20 protein-coding genes are annotated in these 19738 nt (G+C 71.2%); 1 reads left to right on the top strand and 19 read right to left on the bottom strand.

The annotated features are described in order from the left end of the window. Positions 1–329 precede the first annotated feature (329 nt). Positions 330–557: a zinc-finger domain-containing protein gene (locus GXW74_RS19780; protein WP_211848272.1), complete on the top strand. Its 228-nt coding sequence runs from the start codon at positions 330–332 to the stop codon at positions 555–557. 153 nt (positions 558–710) lie between these two features. Here the strand turns inward: GXW74_RS19780 and GXW74_RS19785 are convergent, their stop codons facing one another. The 19 genes from GXW74_RS19785 to GXW74_RS19870 form a co-directional block, all read right to left on the bottom strand. Further along, entirely contained in the window at positions 711–1505 is a 795-nt protein-coding gene (locus GXW74_RS19785; RefSeq protein ID WP_211848273.1) for a hypothetical protein, read from the bottom strand. Then, positions 1505–2983 (bottom strand): hypothetical protein, encoded by a 1479-nt coding sequence (locus tag GXW74_RS19790; RefSeq protein ID WP_211848274.1) that lies wholly within the window; start codon positions 2981–2983, stop codon positions 1505–1507. The genes GXW74_RS19785 and GXW74_RS19790 overlap by 1 nt, the downstream gene beginning before the upstream one ends. A 22-nt stretch (positions 2984–3005) precedes the next feature. Continuing rightward, positions 3006–5444, bottom strand: a complete 2439-nt coding sequence (locus GXW74_RS19795; protein WP_211848275.1) for a hypothetical protein — start codon at positions 5442–5444, stop codon at positions 3006–3008. Beyond that, entirely contained in the window at positions 5444–7825 is a 2382-nt protein-coding gene (locus GXW74_RS28440) for a hypothetical protein (protein ID WP_211848276.1), read from the bottom strand. The genes GXW74_RS19795 and GXW74_RS28440 overlap by 1 nt, the downstream gene beginning before the upstream one ends. Next, complete coding sequence (locus GXW74_RS19805; RefSeq protein WP_211848277.1) at positions 7825–10419, bottom strand: hypothetical protein; 2595 nt, start codon at positions 10417–10419, stop codon at positions 7825–7827. The genes GXW74_RS28440 and GXW74_RS19805 overlap by 1 nt, the downstream gene beginning before the upstream one ends. After that, positions 10416–10895 carry a hypothetical protein gene (locus GXW74_RS19810; RefSeq protein WP_211848278.1) on the bottom strand — a complete coding sequence of 160 codons (480 nt, stop codon included), beginning with the start codon at positions 10893–10895 and terminating at the stop codon, positions 10416–10418. The genes GXW74_RS19805 and GXW74_RS19810 overlap by 4 nt, the downstream gene beginning before the upstream one ends. Then, the gene (locus tag GXW74_RS19815; RefSeq protein WP_211848279.1) at positions 10888–12822 is read right to left on the bottom strand and encodes a hypothetical protein; all 1935 of its coding nucleotides are present in this window, start codon (positions 12820–12822) and stop codon (positions 10888–10890) included. The genes GXW74_RS19810 and GXW74_RS19815 overlap by 8 nt, the downstream gene beginning before the upstream one ends. Next, positions 12819–13400: a hypothetical protein gene (locus GXW74_RS19820; protein WP_211848280.1), complete on the bottom strand. Its 582-nt coding sequence runs from the start codon at positions 13398–13400 to the stop codon at positions 12819–12821. The genes GXW74_RS19815 and GXW74_RS19820 overlap by 4 nt, the downstream gene beginning before the upstream one ends. A gap of 49 nt (positions 13401–13449) precedes the next feature. Beyond that, on the bottom strand, positions 13450–13629 hold the full coding sequence (locus GXW74_RS19825; RefSeq protein ID WP_211848281.1) for a hypothetical protein: 180 nt from the start codon (positions 13627–13629) through the stop codon (positions 13450–13452). 162 nt (positions 13630–13791) lie between these two features. Then, positions 13792–14313 (bottom strand): DUF2793 domain-containing protein, encoded by a 522-nt coding sequence (locus tag GXW74_RS19830; RefSeq protein ID WP_211848282.1) that lies wholly within the window; start codon positions 14311–14313, stop codon positions 13792–13794. Continuing rightward, the gene (locus tag GXW74_RS19835; protein ID WP_211848283.1) at positions 14313–14483 is read right to left on the bottom strand and encodes a hypothetical protein; all 171 of its coding nucleotides are present in this window, start codon (positions 14481–14483) and stop codon (positions 14313–14315) included. Before GXW74_RS19835 ends, GXW74_RS19830 begins: the two co-directional genes overlap by 1 nt. Then, positions 14476–15138 carry a structural protein gene (locus GXW74_RS19840; RefSeq protein ID WP_211848284.1) on the bottom strand — a complete coding sequence of 221 codons (663 nt, stop codon included), beginning with the start codon at positions 15136–15138 and terminating at the stop codon, positions 14476–14478. Before GXW74_RS19840 ends, GXW74_RS19835 begins: the two co-directional genes overlap by 8 nt. Continuing rightward, entirely contained in the window at positions 15138–15494 is a 357-nt protein-coding gene (locus tag GXW74_RS19845) for a hypothetical protein (protein ID WP_211848285.1), read from the bottom strand. Before GXW74_RS19845 ends, GXW74_RS19840 begins: the two co-directional genes overlap by 1 nt. Positions 15495–15554: 60 nt before the next feature. After that, positions 15555–15836 (bottom strand): hypothetical protein, encoded by a 282-nt coding sequence (locus GXW74_RS19850; protein ID WP_211848286.1) that lies wholly within the window; start codon positions 15834–15836, stop codon positions 15555–15557. Between the two features lie 3 nt (positions 15837–15839). Beyond that, the gene (locus GXW74_RS19855) at positions 15840–16688 is read right to left on the bottom strand and encodes a phage capsid protein (RefSeq protein WP_211848287.1); all 849 of its coding nucleotides are present in this window, start codon (positions 16686–16688) and stop codon (positions 15840–15842) included. 160 nt (positions 16689–16848) lie between these two features. Then, a complete protein-coding gene (locus GXW74_RS19860) occupies positions 16849–17766 on the bottom strand; it encodes a capsid assembly protein (protein ID WP_211848288.1) in 918 nt (305 codons plus the stop codon). Next, positions 17654–18010, bottom strand: a complete 357-nt coding sequence (locus GXW74_RS28825) for a Bbp19 family protein (protein ID WP_456306990.1) — start codon at positions 18008–18010, stop codon at positions 17654–17656. The genes GXW74_RS19860 and GXW74_RS28825 overlap by 113 nt, the downstream gene beginning before the upstream one ends. Beyond that, positions 18007–19527 (bottom strand): portal protein, encoded by a 1521-nt coding sequence (locus GXW74_RS19865; RefSeq protein WP_211848289.1) that lies wholly within the window; start codon positions 19525–19527, stop codon positions 18007–18009. Before GXW74_RS19865 ends, GXW74_RS28825 begins: the two co-directional genes overlap by 4 nt. Further along, positions 19524–19724, bottom strand: a complete 201-nt coding sequence (locus GXW74_RS19870; protein WP_211848290.1) for a hypothetical protein — start codon at positions 19722–19724, stop codon at positions 19524–19526. The genes GXW74_RS19865 and GXW74_RS19870 overlap by 4 nt, the downstream gene beginning before the upstream one ends. Positions 19725–19738 lie beyond the last annotated feature (14 nt).

A 19738-nucleotide genomic window follows, 5' to 3' on the forward strand; every position in this document is an offset into this window, starting at 1 on the left:
GGGGGTGGCGACGGGCGGCCCCATCGGGGCGCGGGCCGGGGTGCAGGCGGCCGTGCCCAGGGCGGCGAGAAGGGCGCGACGGGGGAAGGCAGGGCGAGGCGAACCTCCCCCGATCCCCCTCCCGTCCTTGTCCCTTGGGAGCTGGCGACTGAGGTCAGTCTCCAAGTGACAGAAAAGGGAGGGGGTCTGGGGGAGCTTCACCCTCCCCCAGCCCTTCCGTCGTCCATCATGCCCCAGGCGGATCATCGTCGCCGGAGATGGTACCGCCCTCCAGGCTGGTCCACCACGCCCGCCGCGACTATGGTGCGCGCCCTGGCGAGAGGACCCCCATGCGCGACCCCCAGATGACCGGATATGCCCCGAAGCCCGTGGCCGGGCTCACCCCCGACCAGCGGGTCGAGGTGACCTCCCGCAAGGTCGCCTGCGACGGGGAGGCCGCTTCCGGCCTGGGTCATCCGCGCATCTGGCTGCACATCGAGGACCGCGAGGTCACTTGCCCTTACTGCTCCATCACCTACGTCCTCGCCGAGGGCGCAGGCGAGGACCATGGACACTAGGTTTTCCCTAGAGAAAGCTTGCGTTTCGCGAAGATCGAAGTTCAGGATGGTTCAGGCCAAATCGGGAACATCCGCCTCGAAGTAGTGCACTATCGGGGCAGTCCGGCCCGCCATGTTCTCGCGCCGTTCATGCCGCTACGCCCCGGCCCGCCCTCAGCCAGGCCGCAGGGCGAGCGTGACCGCAGCCCATGAGGCGCTTGCGTGGTCGCCCAGCGGATACACCCAGGCGCCCGGATCGTAGGCGCCAGACCCCGGCCACACAGTCCAGCCGGCCAGCGTCACCTCGATGGTGCCGCCTCCGCTCGCGCGATGCTGCAGCGTGTCCGGTAGATCAGGGTGCGTGTAAGTCTGGACCAGATCATCATTGCGCTGACCGACCGCCGCGGCGGCGAGGATGATCGCACCGGGCGTAACGGGTGTGATGGCGGCAGGATCAGGCAGGCGGCTGTCCGGCAGATTGGACGCGACCGGCACCGCGTCGAGCGGCGTCGCCGGGTCCATGCCGCGCCACACGAGCACGTGGGCGGTGCCGCACGCGAATTCCGACCCGATGTAGGGCAGCACCACCTCGGTATCCGGCGTGCTGCCCATAACCGCATAGCTGACGGACAACTGCGCTCTGGCGTTCGTGAGCCCCGCACCGGCCGGCTCGCCGCTTTGGATCGGCGATCCTTCCGCAAGGGCATAGGCGCCTGTACTGTCGCCAGTCGCGTGGTGCCCCCCGCCCGTCAACGCCGCCGACTTCGCCACCCCCTCGCCGGCGAGCACCACGACGAGATCACCGGCGACGGGCGCGGAGCCGATGCCGCCGGTCAGGGCCGTCAGGGGCACCGTCGTGTTGCCCGCGCCGAGGCCGACATTCAACGTTGCCATCGCGTAGCCGACGAAGCCAGGCGCACCGGGCGGACTGGACGCACCGAACCGATACGGGTTGATCAGCCAGGCCATTAGACGCGCACGCCGATCAGCGCAACCTTCAGGCCGGCCGCATCGGCCCCCGCTGCGTCGATGTCGATGGTGATCTCGGCGTCGTCGGCCAGCGCCGTCGTGCCGATGGCGGCGGGCGTGGCTGCCGTCGTGCTCGTCTTCTCGCCCTCGTCGATGGTCAGCAGCGTCGAGAGGATGGACGCCCCGTTCTGGTTGATGTCGATCGTGACGGCGCCGCTGGTGCTGGCCACGCCGAGGCTCGCGCGCACCGCCTGAAGCGTCATCGCGAAGGGCATACGGAAGGTGATCTTCGCGGGGCCGTCCGTGATCTCCGTCGTCTCGTCGGAGACGGCGAACTGGATCACCTCCGGCTTGACGATCCACTCCCCCCCGCCGCCGGTCCAGGCCCCGATGCGCATGATGTAGCAGAGGGCGTAGTAGGGCGGGACGATCGGGATCGTATGGGCGTGATCGCCCTGCGTCGGGATGGTGTGGGCATGGCCGCCGCCGCCGCCGGCATTCTGGATGCTGATCCCGGTCGCGGCGGGGTTGATCGCGCCGCTGGTGCTCCAGGTCCAGCCCTCCCCAGCGACCTCGACGGTCCCGTATTCCAGCCCGGCCAGGCCGTCCGCGGCGGTGGGCGTGAAGGCGACACCGCTGCCGCCGTGCGTGTGCTGCGGGTCGGTCACGCCATGCGAGTGCGCCGGGATTTCGCCCGTCGTCAGGGTGTGGGAGCCGGTGCTGCCGCCGTGGTTGTGCGCGCCCGCCGCGCTGGTGATGCCGCTGAAATCGCCCCCGATCGTGTGAGGCGCCGGGTAGAGACCAGTGCCGGCCCCGAGCACGAAGCGGTTGCCTAGGTTCGGCGTGCCGTTGGTGCCGTCGCAGAGCGCCCAGCCCGCCGGAATGCTGCCGACCGAGCCCGACCAGGCGACGATGATGCCGGGCGGGAAGACGTTCGCCAGCGCGTTGTTGATGATCTGCTCGATCAGGCCCTGGCTGATGTCGCCGCCGAGGCTGACGGTCAGGCCGATCGGCTGCCCATCGCCGTCGAAGGCCAGGACCTTATTCGCCCGGGCTGCCCGCCCCGGCAGTTCGTTGACCGTGATCTCCGACGCCGGCACGCGCAGCGCGCGGCGGCTGTCCAGGCCGATGCCCTGGAGCATCGCCACGAGGCGGTCCAGCTCGCTGTTCAGGCTCTGGATGTCGAGGACCTGGGACGGGTAGGGGAAATCGGTCACGCGCTCGACGTCGAGCCGGCGCACCAGCACCACCGCCACCCCGGCGCCAGGCGCCGAGACGAAGGTGACGGTCCCGTCCTGGAAGCCGCCGTCGAGCGGATCGCCCGAGACCGAATAGCCCGAGCCCTGCTCGACGCCGTCCAGGTAGACGGTGATGTCCGCCGCGTCGAAGAAGGTGAACGGCACCGGGAAGGCGACGGTGACGCCATCGCCGGTGTAGGCGATGAAGGGGTCTTCAGCCGGGATCGTGACGTGCGCCATGACCCCGGCTGTCCAGATGAGGCTACCTGCCGTCCAGACCTATCGCACGGTCCAGCGCAGGGCCGCGCTCGGGGCCGGCCTCGCCGGGCCGCCACCAGAACTCCTGGCGGGTCTCCTGCCGGGCCCGCTGCTCGGTCCGCCGCCAGGATCGGGCCGCGTCGGGGTCCAGGATCGCCTGGAGCTGGTCCCACATCAGCCGGTCCAAGGCGAGACGCATATACCAGAGGGACGTGCCGGGGGTGTTGCGGCGCACGAAGCGGGCGGCGTCCCGACCCCAGTTGGCATCCTTGCCCTCGGTGGTGGCGGAGATGTTGGCCATGGTGAGGCGGGCGAGGTCATCCGCCAGCCCGGCGGTCGGGCCGCCGATGGCCGTCATGTAGAAGCTGGTGTCGGCGCGGTTCAGCGAGCTGTTCAGGAAGTCCCCGACGATGCCGGCCCCGCCGCCCTGGAAGAAGGCCGCGCCCCAGAAACGCCAGTCGGTCATGTCGCGCGGGTCGCGCCCCTTCGCGATCTCCTTCATCTGCATGGCGAAGGCGCCGAAGGCGGTCAGCCCCACCGCGAGGCGGGCGAGGTAGAGCCCGGCCGCCGTCGCCCCGCCCGCATTGAAGCCGCGGTAGAGATGCCGCGTCATCATGGTGATGGGGAAGCTCTTGTACTGCGTCGTGGCGCGCCAGAACTCGCCCGACCAGGTGCCGGCCCGCGTGCCCTGAAGCGTCAGCGCCTTCTCGGCCGCGCCGGGTTCCAGCACCGCGAAGCCCCGCTCGGCGTCGATCATCTCCAGCAGCCGGGTCGCGGCGCGCTCGGCCGCCCGGTCGCCGTCCCGCATCATGTTCTCGGGGAAGATCAGGTCAACTCCGTCCTCGGAATGCAGCCCCTTCGTGCGGATCAAATTCCATTCGGCCGCCGTCAGCCCATACCGCTCCATGGTCCGGCGCAGCGCCGGGTCCAGCGCGTCGAAGGTGTGGCCCGCGTCGTCTGCCAGCCGCCCCAGGAACTCCATCCCGAAGGCCCATTTCGCCGCCTGGGTATGGGCGTTCATGCCGGAGATGCGCATCACGAAGTCGCTGATCCGCGCCGGCAGGGTCTGCCCGATCTCCTCGAACATGGTGCGCTGCGCGGCGCGGGCGCGATGGGCCCAGCCATCCGCGATGAGGCCAGCCCGGACCGCCAGCTTCCGGTCGGCCGCATTGGCCGGGTTCAGCAGGCGGAAGTACTCGCCCATGATCCCGTTGGAGCCCAGGCCGTTCCACGCCGCGGTCTGCCGCATGGTCTGGAAGTCGGAGACGGAGGAAAGCACCGCGGACCCGAGTTGCGCCGAGGACAGCCAAGCGCGCACGCCGCCGAAGAAGGAGGCTTTCCAGCCGGCGACGGGCGACAGCGCCGTGCCGTTCACCACGTTCCAGGCGTTCTCCAGATACCAGGCCTCATTGTCGCTGACCCCGGCCTTGCGCGCGCTGTCGATCAGCACGCGGGCCGTGGCATTCGGGTTCGGGCCCAGGATTTCGAGCATCGCTATGTCGCGCGCCATGCCGTCGATGTGGTTCACCAGCAGGTCGAAGATGCCCGCGTCGCCGCCGCCGAAGGTGCGGTTCGCCTCCAGCCATGCGTCGGCGGTGGTCCATTCGAAGGCCCGGCGGTCGGACCGGGAATTGGCCAGCTTCGCCGAGCCGGCCTGGCCGGGCGTCAGGTCCGACAGGCCGTTGGTGTCGATCCGCTCGAAGGCCTGGGAGATGATCTCCGCCCGGCGGATGGGGTCCACCGGCGCGTTCGCCTCATAGTCCCAGATGCGCAGCCGGCCGTCCTCCACGGCGCGATGCATCCAGTCCTCGAAGCCGGCGCGGCCCATGCGCTTCACGGTCTCCGTGTCGAAGTGCTGCGGCAGCCGCCACGCCTCCTTGCGGGGGATGTTCCCGCCGGCCGCGTTGAACCGCTGCCGCGCGTATTCCGCGGCCTCCGACCAGGCCCGCGCGGCATTGGCCGCCACCGGATCGCCGGACGCCTCGCCGTATAGGTCGCGGATGAACCGCTGCAAGCCGATGGTGTCGCGCGTCAGGCCAAGGTTCTTCGCCCGGTAGGCGTCCAGGACATCCGCGATCTTGCCATAGAGGATGCCACGAACCGCCTGCGTCCAGCCATCGACGTTGGAATAGGTCGCCTTGCCGGTCAGGTCGCGCACGAAGACAGCCCAGGTGCCGCGATAGGCGCCCTCCGGATGGCTCGCCACGTCCTGCAGCACCCTATCAGTCGCCGTCACCTGCAGGGCAGCCTGGCGCTTCCGCAGCGCCGCGTCCGCCTTCAGCGTCTCCGCAGCCCGGGCCGCCGCCGCACCCTCGCTCACGCCCGGGTTCTCGTCGAAGACGCGCTTCACCTCGCGCAGCGCGCGCTCCGCACCCTCCCGGCTGATCCGGCCCGCATCGACCGCATCACCAAGACATTTCGCGATGTTGTCCGTCGCCGCCATCAGGCCGCCATCCCTCCGATGAGGCACGCCGCCGCCGCATCCGCGTCGTTCGCCGCCGCCTCCACCTCGTCCAGCAGCTCGCGCGCGCCGCGCGTGCCATCGTCCATCCCGACCTGGATATCCCGCTGCATGGCGATCCGCTGGGCCTCCAGGAACTCTGCGTCCGGCACCTGCGCCCCGGCCTGCACCTCCGCCGTGCGGTCCCCCGTCGCCGCCGCGGCGCGCTGGCGGCCCCTGGCCGGGTCGGGCGGCTCGGCCTCGCGGGCGCTCACCGCGTCCAGCACGTCCCGCGCGGGCGCCGCCTCCGCCCCGAACATGTCCCGGCCCGGCTGGGACTTCATCGCCTCGTCCAGATAGCCGGCCAGCCGGCGCGTCATGGTCGCCTGCCCCGCCGGCCGCTGGAACTGCGGCCCGTTGAACATCAGCGCCAGCATGGCCCGGCCATTGTCGGAGAGCGGCGGCGCGTCCAGGTCCATCTGCGCCAGCACGTCCGCGACCCGCAGGCCCTTCTCCCGCGCATGCAGCACGGTGCGGACCGCGCCGATCAGGTCCGGGGTGATGTCCATCCCCTCCGCGATCTCGCCCCGCGCCGCGGCCTCCCGCATTGCCGCCCAGGGCCCAGCCACGTCCCGCAGCGCGCCGGCGATGGCCCGCATCCCGTCCGCGTCGCTGTCCAGGATGCGATCCAGCAGCGGGCCCATCTCGTCGCCATAGGCGCGGGCGATGACAGCGCCGCGGATGCGCCGCCCTCCCTCGGCCGAGAGGTTGCCGCGGGCAGTCATGAGCCGGCCCTGCTCGGTCTGCGGCAGCCCCTGCATGAAGGCCCGGACGAACTCGGCATTGCCGGCCTGGGCGATGTCCCCGCCGCGGTAGAGCGGCAGGATGCGGCCCACCAGGTCGCGGTCGGCGCGCGCCTGCTCGGCCGCCGACATGGTCAGGGACTGCGCGCTGTTCGCCTCCTGCACGAAGGCTCGGCGCTCGTCCGGGGACAGGGCCGTGGTGCGCCGGGCGATGAGCACCGGCTGCGCCATGCCGGCGGTGTCGAAGCCCTGCGCCTCGAGCCAGGCGCGATAGGCCGCCTGCTGCCCGGCCCGGGCCGGGTCTCCATAGACGCGGCGCAGGGCCAGCACGCGGCCGTTGCCGCTCTCGACCACCTCGTCCGGCCCGACGATGGGCGCGCCGCTGCCGGCCTCGGTGGACCGGCCCAGGCGCTCCGGCTCCAGCCCGGCGGCGATCTCGTCCACCTGCCGGCGGGAGGCGTCGCGCTCGCGCTGTCGCGGCTGCACGCCCTCGGCATGGGGATAGGCCGGGTTCAGGGAGAAATCGTCGGTGTGGCTCGGCGTCAGCGCCGACAGCTCCGCCACCTCATACCGCACGCCCACCGCCCGGCCGGAGGGGGTGTAGACCCGCGCCTCCGCCGGGAAGGGCGCCACCTCATCATCCGGCATAAGGCGGCCCTGCATCGCCGTCTCTGTCGCGCGGGCGAGCCTGGCCTCGTGCACCGGCGGCGGGACGCCCGGGTTGCTGTCCACGATGCGCTGCTGGTCCTCCAGCACATGCAGGGCATCGTCGATCCGCTGGCCGCCACCGCCATCCGGCACGCGGCCTGTCCCGCGCAGCAGCCGCCAGCCCTCGGCCAGCGCGCGGACCCCGCCGCCGAGAACGGCGCCGCCGGCCGCCGCGGACAGCAGGCTGCCCCCCACATCCGCCGGCAGGCCGAGCGACACGCGGTAGGGCGCAGCCGTGACTTCGATCGGCACCTGCGCGCCGGCGGCAACGCCCGCCTCGATCAGCGCCGTCCGCGCGATGTTCCACGCCGCGCCGCCTGTCACACGCGCCCCGGCACCGAAGGGCAGCGTGGCCGCCGTGACGGGATCGCTGAGCGCCGCCGCGGTCTGCCCGAGGAAGCCGCCGAGGGCCCCGCCACCGACCAGCGCCTGCGTCTCCGACGCGCGATAGGCGCGCACCGCATTCTCCCGCGCGCGCTGCTGCACCTCGACCGCGGTCATCACCTCCCCGGCGCGGTCGGGAAACTGCTGGCGGAACTGCGCCACCTGCTGGTCGTAGGCCCGCATCAGCGCCTCACGCGCGATGCTGCGGGAGAACCGCTGGCCGAGGCCGTGGCCGGGCAGGAAATCCAGCGGCGTGTCGTAGCCGACATCATGCGGGTTCGGCGCGTTGAAGCCCTCGCGCCGGAGGATTTCCCGGGCCTGCTCGTAGACCTCGAACTCGTTCCGCTGCTCGGAGATGGAGAGGCGCGTAGCGCGGTCCGCCTCCCAGTCCAGGGAGAACCGCTCCCAGAAGGTGGCCGGCGTGACCGGCAGTTCCGGCAGCAGTTCAAGGGGGGATGCGCCGCGCCCGGCGCCGAGGTCCATCAGCATCAGCCGAGCACCCGCGCGACGGCGCGCCGCACCGCCTCGGCGTCCACCGGCTGGCCGTTCTCATGGTGCGCCATGGACTGGATCACCGATCCGAGCACCGCCGGGTCGCGCCAGTTGATCGGCGCAGAGGGATTGAGGCCGGTGTCACGCGCCACGCGCTGCACATAGGCCGCCGTGTCGTTGTTGTCGCTCGGCGGCGCCCAGCGGGTGATCAGCGCGGTCAGCGTGGTGTCGCCGCGGTCCACCCATCGGAGGATCTGCTGCGCGCCGGCGAACAGGCCGTCCTCCATCGTCTGGTAGCGGCCGAAGCGTCCATCGTTCCCCACCACGCCGGGCTGGCCGGAGCGGAATTCGAGGTTCAGCGGGTTGTTGTTGCGGATGCCGCGCGGGGCGTTCGGATCGCCGGCCGCCGGCGGCGCCGGCCAGTCCTGCCGCATGTCCACCACGAAGGGCCGCCCGTCCGGCCCGTTGACCCGGAAGCCCCGGATCGTCAGCCCATACCGCCCTTCGCCAACCGCGATCAGCGCGCCATCGCGGCGCACCATGTCCGGGGTGATCGGCGAACCGTTCGCCGCCCGGACGCCGCTCAGCACATGGGCAGGGATGCCCTGCATCTGCTCGCGGAAGGCCGCCTCGGTCATCACCTGCCCGTTGCGCACCGGCGGCGGGATCATCTGCCCGTTGTAGGTGATCGTCGGCGCCACCTGCTCAAGCACGCGCCGCATCAACCCGCTGTCGAACCGCTGCGCCAGCCCCGGATCGCGCCGGCTCGCCCCCGGCTCGGATGGGTCCATCCCCGTCGCCGCGCGCTCCGCATAGACCGCGCGCGCCGCAGCGGAGACGGCCGCATAGGCCGCCGGGTTCGTCCCATAGGCCTGCCCCACGCGCTCCTCGATGAAGCGGTCCACCTCCGCGCCATTCAGCGACGGCGCCGGCGTGGCGCGCAGGCGCTCCATGCCGTTGATGATCTCGATCGCCAGCCGGCTGTCGCGCTGCATGACGCCCGCCGCCGCCATGAAAGACAGCACCCGCGGGTCGCGCTCGTTCTCCTGGCCGGGCAGCATGCCCTCCATGGTCCGGCGCATGGTGTCCGCCGGCAGCCGGTTCAGCGACGTCAGGAGAGCCATCTGCTGGTCGCGCGTCCCGTTGCGCACGAGGCCGCCGAGCTGCGCGGCCTCGGCCGCGGTCAGCACCGGCATGCTGTCCGCCATGCCTTCGAGCGCCCCGAGCCGACGCGCCTGCTGCGCGCGAGCCGCCAACCCTTCGCCCAGCTTCTCCGGGCTCGACATGTCCAGCGGGATCAGCTCGCCGCCGTTCGGGTTGAGCCGATGGGTGGCTGCGGCCGTGCCGAGCGGGTCGCGGCGCATCGCTTCCCGCCGGCGCGTCACCGCCTCGCCCAGGAGCTGCGCCAGGATGGCATCGCGCGAGGATGCGTTCGGGTCGGTCGCCACCCGCTGCACCAGCGCCGAATACTGCCGGGTCAGCTCGGGGAGGCTTGTCGCCTGGGCATCGCGCAGGTTGGAATACACCTCCTGCGTGCGCCGGATTTCGGCCGCGGTCGCGCGGGCGCCAGCACCCTCGGCCCGGCGCGCCAGCGCGTCCACCTCCGTCGCCTCCACCGGCACGCCGCCCGTGATGCGCGCCCGCATGTCGGTCCATTCGATCCCGACCTCGGTCCGCTGCTCGGCCTGCACGGCCCGGCGCTCATTGACCCGCGCCTCCAGCAGGTTCCGCAGCCGCTCCCGCTGGTTGAGCGGCAGGGCGCGCCGGTCGGCCTCCGCGTCGAAGTCTCGCAGCACTTCCTCGGCCGTCGCGCCCTCGGCCAGACGGTCCATGCCCGCCCGCACCACCGCGACGCCCGTCACCCGGTCGGACAGCGCCTGCCGCTGCACCTCCGCCGCCTCGGGAGACAGCCGGCCCTCGCGCACGCCACGGTCGATGAGCCCGATCACCGCCTCATGCGCCGTCCGATACTCGGGGCTGTCCATCCGCCCGGCGCGCGCCAGGCCTTCCAGTTCCTGGGTGCGCACCTGCAGATGCGCCTCCCACCCGGCCGCTTGGTTGCGATCCTCCCGCGCGACCTGCTGGAGGGCCAGCGACTGCACATGCTCGTTCGCGATGCGGCTGAATGCGCTGCCCGCCTGCTGCCGCACCCATTCGGGCATCTGCGATGTGCGCCCCTCGGCCCAGCCGCGGAACAGCGCCTGGAAGCGCGCGGGATCGGCGCCGGCTTCCTGCCGGAAGCGCACCGCCGCCTCGCGTCCCTCGATCTGCGCCTCGTCGGCGAGACGGTTCAGGATCGCCTCATTCCGCAGCCTGCCGCGGCGCGTGCCCCATTCGCCCGGCTCGGGCACCATGTAGTTCCCGGCCTCGTCGCGCATCGGCCTCGTGAGGATGTCGCGGCGGTCCTCGCCAATCTCCCGCTCCTCGCGCGCCTGCTGCATGTCGCGGCCGGTCGCGGCAAGGACGTTCTGCAACTCGCCCATGGAGCGGGACAGCGCCGCCATCGCGCCGCCCTCACCGGTGAAGGTGTCCACCACCGGCTGGCGCTGGATCCGCTCCTGCGAGCGATAGACTGGAACCGTGCCGCTCATCGCGTCATCCCGTAAATCTGCCGCGCCCCGCTTGCGAGCGAGCCGACCGCCTGGCCGTAGGAGCCGATGATCGCCGCATTCGCCGTCTCACCGCCGCGCCGGAGCGCCGCATCGGCCGCCAGCCCGAGGCGCCGGCCGGTGCGGTTGTCGTTCGCGCGGATCGTCTCGATATCGCCCTCGGCCGCGTCGATGCTGGCGCGCCGGATCGCCTCACCGGTCTGGCTGCCGAGGTCCAGCCCGCGCCCGGCCCGCAGCGCATCCGCCGCGCTCAGCACGCGGCCGAGGTCGCGACGCTTCGCCGCCTCCTCCTGCTCTGCCGCCAGCCGCGCGGCCCGGCGCTCTTCCTCGTATTGCGCCGCGGTCGCCTGCGCCTGCGCCTTGGCTGCCGCGGCCTGCTGCTGGCCGCTATAGATCGCCGTCCCTGCGCCAACGACGGCGGATGCCGCGACCGCTGCCAGAACTGCCGTCTCAGCCACCGACCGATACCTCCCGCGTCAGAGACAGGAGCGTCACGCGATGCGGACGATCCACCTCGATGTCGAACACCGCTTCCTCATCCACACCCCGCAGCCGCACCTCGATGATCCCCGACCCGCCCGGCGGCGGGCTGTCGAAGTCGTCGCCCACGAAGTCCAGCAGCACCCGCCGCCCCTGCACCCGGAACGGCCCGCTGTTCACCACCTGCACAAAGCAACGGATCAGCCGCTTCTTCAGCCCGCGCACCGGGCCTTCCTCCAGGTCGAAGTCGATCGGCATCGGCCGGATGATCTGGAGGAAGCGCAATCCGATCTCGACCTCGTCCACCTCCGGACGGTCCGGCCCCATCGTCACCACGCCGTTGCCGTCCACCACGTAGTCGCCCAGGTCGTGGCCGCGCGAGACGACGCTGACGGTCCGCCCAGCCAGATGACCCATGCCGCCCCAGACCCGCGTCTTGCCCGCCGAGGTCAGACGCCGCGCGCAGTCCAGCGGCGCGGCATCCCAGACCAGCTCCTCGAGCGCGATGCCAGACGAGCCGCGGCTCACCAGCGCGAAGACGTCCTCGCCTACGCTGCACACGTCGAGCCACGCGCCATCCGTGACCCATTCGAAGAACGCGCTGATCCGCTCCGACCGTACGGAGTGGAACACCGTCATCGTCCCGTCCGCGTTCGGCATCAGCACCAGCGGCTCCGGCTGGGCCGCGCGCGCAGGCGCATGCTCTAGCCGGACCGGCTGCTTGATCAGGTGCTCCGCGATCAGGCTGACCGGCGAGACGTCCGTGCGCTCGGTCGCTCCGTCGTAGAGCACTTCGTAGAGGTTCCGGCCCGGCGTGTCGGCGAAGATCGTGGCGCCGTCATAGACCACCGGCTGCGCTTCGCTCGCGCCGATCTGGTTCAGCCGGCGATATGCGACCGTCGTCGGGGTGATCGGGCCGTTGTCCGCGCCGCGAAGCTGCCAGACGGCCCGGTCGGTCAGCACCTGCAACCGCTCCTGCGCGACGAGATGCCGCACGAGGCTGACCTGCGCCCCACCCACCGGCTCGACGATGGCATCGCCATCGTTCGCGCCCGTCTCCCAGGAGAAGTAGGCGCCAGCGCGCGAGGCCCATACCGCGTTGGGCTCGGCGGTCGATGCCGCCAGGACCAGCCGGCCGTCGATGAACTCGCCCGTGCTCGGATAGCCGAACTCGGGCAACCAGGCCTCATGCCGCCAATCGGTGGTGTGCTCCGTGCTGAGCCCAGTCGCATCCTCCAGCCAGGTGAACGCCGCATCGGCCGGCGTGAAGATGGCGGTGATCTGCATGCGCTTGCCGCGATACAGCACCTGCTTGCCCAGCCAGTTGGCGGTCATGACGCCGGACGAGAACCCGATCGCGCCGCCCGTGCCGGCCGCGCCGGACGCACTGATCGTCATCGTGATCGCCGCATCCAGCAGCCGGGAGAAGGGCGGCACTTCCACCGGCATGTCGGTCAGCACCCAGGACGCTGCGCCGGTGCGGAGGATGCGCTTCGGGAACATGATGGGATGCAGGAGGATCGACGTGTTGCCGGCCTGCACCCAGCCCATGTCTGGGACCATGGAGCCCGTCCATGGCGCGCCGACGACGCCGTTGGCGAATGCGCCGGAGACGGCATCGAAGGCCCACATGGCCCCCTCCACCAGCAGGCAGACATACCGCTGGCTCGGGTTGAACACGAAGGGATGCAGGCGTGCATGCGCCGGGATCGCGGCCGGCGTCGGCAGGGTGGAGGTGATCCAGCGCGTCCCCGGCCGGGTGCTGGTGCCGCCCTGCGCCAGCGGATGGCGGTTCAGCAGGCGCGCAGCGCCGTTGCGGTACAGCGCGATGTCCGAGCGACCGGCCAGCCGCGGCGACAGTTCCCCCAGCGCGAAGTTGGTCTGGCCCTGGCGACGCTTGCTCACCGGCCGAACCTCGCCGCCCGCAACCGGGTTGCCCGCAGCCGGCGCGACGTCCGCTGCTGACTGTCCGCCGTCCGCACCCCCTCCCAATTCATCGTCCGGCGCAGCTCGGCCGCGAGCTCGGCGTTCTCGTTCAGCGCCATGGCGAGGCGGTGCGCCAGCTCGTGGCTGACCGCGTCCGCGAAATCGGGCGGCCACAGGCTCTCGTCCGCCCGGAAGGTGTGGTCGCAGATCAGGTCCGCGTGCTGGTCGGTGAAAATCTTGTCGCCGTAGATCGCGAAGGCGATCGGATGGTCATTCTCGGTGACGGCATGGATTTTCAGGCAGAGGGCAGGGGTCTGCCATGCCTTCGACCAGCGCCCGGCCGGGACATCGGTCAGCGGGGCCAGGCGCTCCTGCCGGCTGGCGAATGACCAGCGCATGGGCGAGCCGCCCGGGGTGAGCAGCGCCTTTCCGACGAGGTTTTCGTAAAGCTGGCCGCAGACGGCGCCCTCGGTGGAGCCATCGTTGAACGCCGCAATGGCGTTGGCCCCGACCATGGCCAGGGCGGCATTGCAGACGTCGATCTTGCTGCGGGGCATGCGGACCTCCGCGATCCGCTGTCCAGATGAGGCCGCGGCAAGGCAAGCGTTACCAGCCGCAGAGGCGCCGGCCGGTCAGGTTATGGGCGAGGATCGCGCGGGCTGTCTCGGTGGTGAGCTGGTCCTCGGCGCCGATCAGGATCGGCCGCCAGGCCTCACATCCCGCGCTGCCAGTCCCGGCGCAGTTCGGCAGCAGGGTCATCAGCACGAGCAGCGTCACGATCCGCATGGGCTCTTTCCTCCGCTCCTTCGACACGCGCCGCGAGCTGGTCGCGCTCCGCCGCCTGCCGGCCGCCCCGCCGGCCCAGGACCCAAGCCGAGACGAGCGCCCCCAGCACCAGCCCGGCCGCCGCGACCCAGCCTTGGATGCGCGTCCACAGGGCGGCGAGCATCACGCCTCGATCCCCGCTGCGGCCCGGAACAGGTCGTCGAGCTGCGCATCGCTGAGGCCGAGGCCGAGGGTGGCGCGCTGATCGGCGGCCGTCGCATCGTCGAGCAGCGCCTTGCCGGCAGCCGTGATGTCGCCGCCCAGCTCCGCCGTCGTGATGGAGCCGGCGGCCACGGTCCCGGCCGGCGCCGCGCCCCACGCGCCCGACGAATAGACCCACAGGGCGTCAGCCGCGGCGTTCCACGCGCGCCAGCCCTCCGCCGGCGCATAGAAATCCCACGTCGAGCCGTTCCACCGCGCGATCGCATCGTCATGCCCGGCCCATGCACCGCTGCCGGTCCCGACGATGTAGCGATCCCCCGCGGACGGCGCGCCCGGCGGGCTGTTCTGCTGCCCGAGCACCGCCAGATGCGTGACCGCATCCAGCGCGGCCATGTTCGGGTTGAAGCCGCTCACGCCCCAGCCGGGCTCGCCGGGCAGCCAGCCATAGGTCAGGCCGAGGTTCGGGCCAGGATTTCCGGGCATCAGGAGAACGCCTCATCGAAGCAGAAGTCGAACCGGCCCACGATGTTCGCGTGGATGTGGGCCAGCGTGGGCAGCACGTCCCCCAGTCCAAGCGCCTCCTGCGCGATCGCCTGCTTCTCCCGCCGGAGGAACAGCAGATGCCACGTCTCGGGATGCCTGGTCTCAGACATGCTCGGCCGACGTCTTCCGGCGGCTCAGCACATAGGCGATGGCGACCGCGGCGGCAGCGACCACCAGCGCCACCCCGACCCACATCGGCAGCCCCCCGACTGCCTGGATCGCCGGTGCCGCGGTGGCCGCCGCCGCCGCCGCCGCGCCGACCGTGATCGCCCCCTGGCCCGTCCCGGTGGCTGCGGCCTCCCGCACGGTCTGCACCGGCTTCGGTACGCCGGCCAGGCGCAGCCCGGCGTCGATCGTTGCGCGGTCGTAGGGGTTGCCGCCGAGCTCGTGCGTGATGATCGCCTGCACCAGCGGTCGCAGGTCGGCATAGGTGTGCAGGTCCAGCGTCTCGCCCGGATCGCGGTTCATCAGCTCCGCGACATGGCGGATGTAGGCGGCTGTGTTGTTCTCGCTGCCCGGCGCCCAGCGGGAGACGATGCCGCGGATCGTCCGCAGCCCGTGGCGGTCCTGGTAGGTGGTCAGCAGCATCGCCAGCGCGCGGATGCCGTATTCGTGGCTGACGAAGCGCGCGAAGCGCGGGCGCCCGCCGCCGGGGGGCGGCGGCTCAAGCGGAGGATCGGCCAGCCCCTGCCAGCGGTTCGCCGGCACGTGGTCGATGTTGCCGGGGTTGCGATTGCGGAAGCCGCGGGATTGCCGGGGGTCCATCAGCGTGCTCCGCTCCTCTGGTCCAGATACCGCTCGATCCGCTCCACGCTCCGCAGCGTCGCGGCCTGCTGCGCGGAGAGGCCCGCCAGCGCTGCCTCGATCGTCGCAAAGCGCGCCGCCTGCCTGGCGCTCTCTTCACTCCCGCGGCGCTCGACTTCGGCGAGGCGGCGGATCAGCTCCGCCTTCTCGGTCTCCACTCGACCGAGGCGGCGGTCGTGCCCCTGGATTTCGTTCACCGCCCAGGCGCCGGCGGCCAGCATGACGGGGACGCCGATCGCCATGGTGAGGCGCGCGATCGCCGTCAGAAGCACGTTCTGCACGACGCCTTCCGCTGCCTCCTTCAACTTCGGTGCCATCCTCGCGGGGTCCTGAAATGGCCGAAGGAGAAGGGGCAGGCCGAGGCCCGCCCCGCCGGATCAGTCGGTGTCGGTGGCCGTCACCGCGAGCGTGTCGTTCACGTCCACGGTGCTGCCGTCGTTCGCGCTCACCGTGTGGAAGCCCTGCGAGGAGAGCGTGGTGAAGGCAGTGGTCGTGAAGGTCGTGCGCACGATCAGGTCGCCGACCTTCAGCCGATTGGCCGCGCCGTTGAAGTACCCGGCCGTGTCCACGTCCGCCGCCGCATCCGTGGTCTTGTAGCCCCAGATGCAGAGCCCGCTGCCGCCGGCCAGGAGTTCGAGGTTCTTCGCTTCGAAGGCCATGGCTTACGGCTCCGTGATCTTGATGCGCACGACGCCGGTGCCGTCGATCAGCACCGCGCCCTGCGACATCATGTTGTTGACGAAGTGCGCGGCGCGATCGCCGTGCCAGGTGATGTCCGTGGTCACCTCGGCGCCGATCGCGTGGCCGACCGCCGTCCGGTGGTAGATGAAGTTCTCCCGATAGGTCGTGTCCATCGGGAGGCCCGAGTGCATCAGCCAGTTCACGCCGAGCCAGGAGCGGGCCATCGTCCCCATGCTCTGGCGATACGGCAGGTCCGCCCCGATGAAATCGGCGGAGGCGAATTCGGCGATGCTCATCAGGCCAGTCCAGCCGCCGGGGCTCACCACCGCGAACCGCTGGCCGTCATCCGGCACATCGGCCTCGTTCAGCATCTGGATGGCCATCAGCACCTTGGCCTTCGTCAGGCCGGCGCTGTCGGCGAGATCGGAAGAGCCGGTGACGTTCTGGCCCGAGCCGACGCTGTCCAGCGCCGTGATGATCATCTCGTCGGTCTTGCGACCGAGCGCCCAGGCCTCGGAGTTCACCACGACGGTGCGTTCGTCGTGGTTGATCTTCAGCTCGTCGAGCTTGTCGATCCACTCGCCCGCGTACCAGTCGGCCAGCGTGCACTCGACCGTGCTGTGGTCGAGGTTCATCGCCGGGATGATGCCGTGGCGCGCCTTCTGCGTCGCGCTGCCCTTGCCCACCTTCTGGAAGATGGTGGACGCGCCGCGCACGCCGTTCTTCGTGCGGATGGTGCCGCGGAGCTTGGAGCCCTGCCGCTGGTAGGCGGCATGCACCTCGGCCTCGTACTGCTTGACGAAGGCGAGATCGATGGTCGGAAGAGGCACGGGAACCTCCGAAATGGGTTGCGTTTCCGCCTCCCGCTTCGGTTGTCCCGCCCGTGGCGCCGCCGGATTGCCTCTCGGGTCCGGGTCGCCTCGCAGGGCCTCTGCGTCAGCCAATCATGCGGCTGTCCAGAGGCCCCCGCGCCTCGTCAAGCGAAATTCTTCACGACGCCCGCGCGAACGGCGCCGGCACCCCCGCATCCTGGCCGCCATAGAGGCGCTGCCACCCCGCCGTGACCTCGCTCCGATAGGCCTGATCGGTCTGATACCGCGGATCCATCATCATCGCCCGCAGCTCCTCCTCGCTCTTCCGGGCCGCAGCCGCGCCGGCCGCCGAGGAGGAGAACCGCGCCCCGCCGCTCGCGACCATCAGCTCCTCGAACGCCTCCACGGCGGCCCGGCTGCTGAGCGACGCCGCGATGGCCTCGGCCTTCTCCGGACCGACCCGGCCGCGCAGCCAGCCGCGCAGATGCTCCGCGCGCAGCTCGCCGTTCTCGCCGAGGGACGCCACGAACTCCCGGTTCATGCGCGCTTGCTCGTCCGCGGTCGGCACGCGCACGCCTGCCACCCGAGCCACCAGCGGCAGCACCTGCTTCTGGAAGTCGTCGTTCGAAAGGCCGGCCCGATGCGCCAGCGCCCGGACCTCGCCCCACAGCGGGTCCGCCGGGTCCGGCGCGAAGTACGTCTTGCCCGGCTCCAGCTCCATGCCCGGCTCGTACTTCTCCAGGATCACGACGCCCTCGGGCATCTCCGCCGGCGGCTTGAGCTCGTAGCCCTCCGGCTTCTCCGGCCGCGCGCCGAAGACCTCCTTCTCGAACTCCGCGCGATGCGCCTGGCGCAGCCCGGAATTGCGCTTCTCCAGCTCGCTGTACGACTTCGCCAGCCCTTCGATCCGCGGCTCGCCCTTCTCGGCGTCCCAGAACTTCTCGGGCAGGTAGTCCGGGCGCTGCGGCTTGTCGCCGCCGCCGCTACCCTGCCGCTGTTCCCCGCCGGCGCCGGCCTGGGCGCCCTGCTGCCCCTGCAGCTCGGCGCCCTGACCCGCCGTCGCCTGATCCTGCTGCTGCCCGCTTTCGTCGGCCATGCTCGATCCTCTCGATGATGATCCCCAGGAGCCGCTTCTGCCCCATATGGTCGCGCAGCTCCGCCTCCGTCCGGTCCGGCGTCAGAACCTGCGCATGCACGAACGCCTCAAGATCCAGCAGCACCCGCTGTCCCGCAGGCGTCGAGAAGCACGCGAGATAGGTCTCGCACAGATCATCCCGCCGCCTCTCCGCGGCCTCGCGGGCTTCCGCCCACCGATCAGCCCGGCTGACGACCTCGCTCACTGGCCCACCATCCCGGCGCCCTGCGCTGCCATCAATTGCGCCACCTGGGCCGCCAGAGCCTCGCGCTTGATCTGCGGCCTCAGCAGCGTCGGGTTGAACCCGACCTTCTCCGCAAGCCACGGCGCGAACTTGTCCTGGTCCACCATCAGCAGGCTCGCCTGCGGGCCGCCCGCCATCGGCAGGATCTCCAGGAACCGCAGATGCCGCAGGATGTCATCCTGCGCCTGCGCCCGCGTCAGCGGGGACAGCGGCCGAACCCGGATGCGGTCCCCGTCGATCGGCGGCAGGTCCCGCGCCCCATTCATGTCGCGCAGCAGCCACCAGGTCCGCGCCACCTGCGGGAACAGCCATTCCGTCAGCAACCGCCCGTAGGCGCCGGCCAGCCGGCGCGCGCGATCGGCCGTCCGCTGCATGACCTCGGTCGCGCTCCGCGGCGTCTTGCCCAGGTCGCCCAGGTCATTGACGAACATCGCTTCGCGGATCTGCGCCTGCGTCTCGGAAAGCTGCAGGTCCGCCACCCGCAGGTCGCTCGGGATCTCCAGCGGCTCCAGCCCGCGCGACCCCGATGCGCGCGGGATCAGCGCCCCGGGCCCCAATTCCGCCGTGTCCGGATTGAACACGCCATCGTCGTCGTACTGGAACATCCCCGACAGGATCAGGTCCGCATGCTCCAGCAGGATTTCCTTCAGCTCGTTCGCGACCCGGATATCCGGTAGCGCCATCATCGCCGGCCCGCGGCCAAGCGTCTCCCCACTCACCCGAGAGAACGACGGCGCCACGAAGGAGCATGAGCCGATCCCCTGCGCGCGCCGGCGCAGCAGCATCTCCCCGTCCCACACCACCCGGAAGAGCCAGGCTTCCTCGTTCCGGACCGTCCAGTCCCGCTCCTCGCCTTCCAGAACCTTCACCTTCTGGTCCGGGTTCTGCTCGATGCGCCGCCGCAGCTCCGCCGGGATCGTGGCGCCGGGCCACATGACCTCAATCTCGCCGGCCCGCACCTCGCGCTCGCGCGTCAGGAAGTCTACCCGCCCGAACGGCCCCAGGTCCGCCACAACCTCGGTCAGCGGCAGCGCCTGGAATTCCAGCGGCGTCAGCACCGTGCCGCGGTTCACCGTCATGAACCCCGTGCCGATGCCCCAGTCCAGCAGCATCTCATGCGCCGCCGACCGGAAATTCGAGTTGTTCGTCAGGTCGATGATCTGCTGCGAGATGGCCGCCAGGATCCTGTTCGCCTCCTCGCGGCGCCCCTCATCCTTAAGCCCCGACTTCAGCTCGAACGGCGTCTGGTCGGCCGGCCAGACATCATCCAGCGTCTGCGAGGCAAGCCCCTGCAGCGCCGTGACCGCCGTGCCATCGAACAGCCGGTCTGTCCGCAACTGCTGCCCAGTCATCATGTAGGTCCGCTGCCGCAGCGGCAGGGCATATTCGTAGCAGCTATCGATCACCGCCGCCGAAAGGTCGCGGATCCGCTTCGCCTCGTCGTACCTCCGCCGGAAGCGCTTGACCTCATCGCTCATCGCGTGACCATCCGATAGACGCCGCCGAAGATCTCGCCGAGGCTCCCGCTGCGCATGATCCGGCGGAATTCCTCCTCCGTCGCGCTGGCGCCGCCGGACGATGCGCGCGGCGTCGGCAGCGCCCCGCTGCCCGCCTGCGCCGCGCCACCGCCAAGCGACCCGCCGCTGCCCATGCCCTCCCGGTCGAAGCCGATCATGCCGCCGCTTCCCA

The sequence above is a fragment of the Neoroseomonas eburnea genome, from assembly GCF_018129005.1.
GTDB lineage: Bacteria > Pseudomonadota > Alphaproteobacteria > Acetobacterales > Acetobacteraceae > Neoroseomonas > Neoroseomonas eburnea.

Excerpts from the sequence above, each read along its gene's own strand:
- GXW74_RS19860 (WP_211848288.1), bottom strand. The coding sequence starts at position 17,766 with ATGGCCGACGAAAGCGGGCAGCAGCAGGATCAGGCGACGGCGGGTCAG.
- GXW74_RS19825 (WP_211848281.1), bottom strand. The coding sequence starts at position 13,629 with ATGCGGATCGTGACGCTGCTCGTGCTGATGACCCTGCTGCCGAACTGC.
- GXW74_RS19835 (WP_211848283.1), bottom strand. The coding sequence starts at position 14,483 with ATGTCTGAGACCAGGCATCCCGAGACGTGGCATCTGCTGTTCCTCCGG.
- GXW74_RS19820 (WP_211848280.1), bottom strand. The coding sequence starts at position 13,400 with ATGCCCCGCAGCAAGATCGACGTCTGCAATGCCGCCCTGGCCATGGTC.
- GXW74_RS28440 (WP_211848276.1), bottom strand. The coding sequence starts at position 7,825 with ATGCTGATGGACCTCGGCGCCGGGCGCGGCGCATCCCCCCTTGAACTG.
- GXW74_RS19850 (WP_211848286.1), bottom strand. The coding sequence starts at position 15,836 with ATGGCCTTCGAAGCGAAGAACCTCGAACTCCTGGCCGGCGGCAGCGGG.
- GXW74_RS19805 (WP_211848277.1), bottom strand. The coding sequence starts at position 10,419 with ATGAGCGGCACGGTTCCAGTCTATCGCTCGCAGGAGCGGATCCAGCGC.
- GXW74_RS19865 (WP_211848289.1), bottom strand. The coding sequence starts at position 19,527 with ATGAGCGATGAGGTCAAGCGCTTCCGGCGGAGGTACGACGAGGCGAAG.
- GXW74_RS19870 (WP_211848290.1), bottom strand. The coding sequence starts at position 19,724 with ATGATCGGCTTCGACCGGGAGGGCATGGGCAGCGGCGGGTCGCTTGGC.
- GXW74_RS19830 (WP_211848282.1), bottom strand. The coding sequence starts at position 14,313 with ATGCCCGGAAATCCTGGCCCGAACCTCGGCCTGACCTATGGCTGGCTG.
- GXW74_RS19845 (WP_211848285.1), bottom strand. The coding sequence starts at position 15,494 with ATGGCACCGAAGTTGAAGGAGGCAGCGGAAGGCGTCGTGCAGAACGTG.
- GXW74_RS19785 (WP_211848273.1), bottom strand. The coding sequence starts at position 1,505 with ATGGCCTGGCTGATCAACCCGTATCGGTTCGGTGCGTCCAGTCCGCCC.
- GXW74_RS19780 (WP_211848272.1), top strand. The coding sequence starts at position 330 with ATGCGCGACCCCCAGATGACCGGATATGCCCCGAAGCCCGTGGCCGGG.
- GXW74_RS19795 (WP_211848275.1), bottom strand. The coding sequence starts at position 5,444 with ATGGCGGCGACGGACAACATCGCGAAATGTCTTGGTGATGCGGTCGAT.
- GXW74_RS19840 (WP_211848284.1), bottom strand. The coding sequence starts at position 15,138 with ATGGACCCCCGGCAATCCCGCGGCTTCCGCAATCGCAACCCCGGCAAC.
- GXW74_RS19790 (WP_211848274.1), bottom strand. The coding sequence starts at position 2,983 with ATGGCGCACGTCACGATCCCGGCTGAAGACCCCTTCATCGCCTACACC.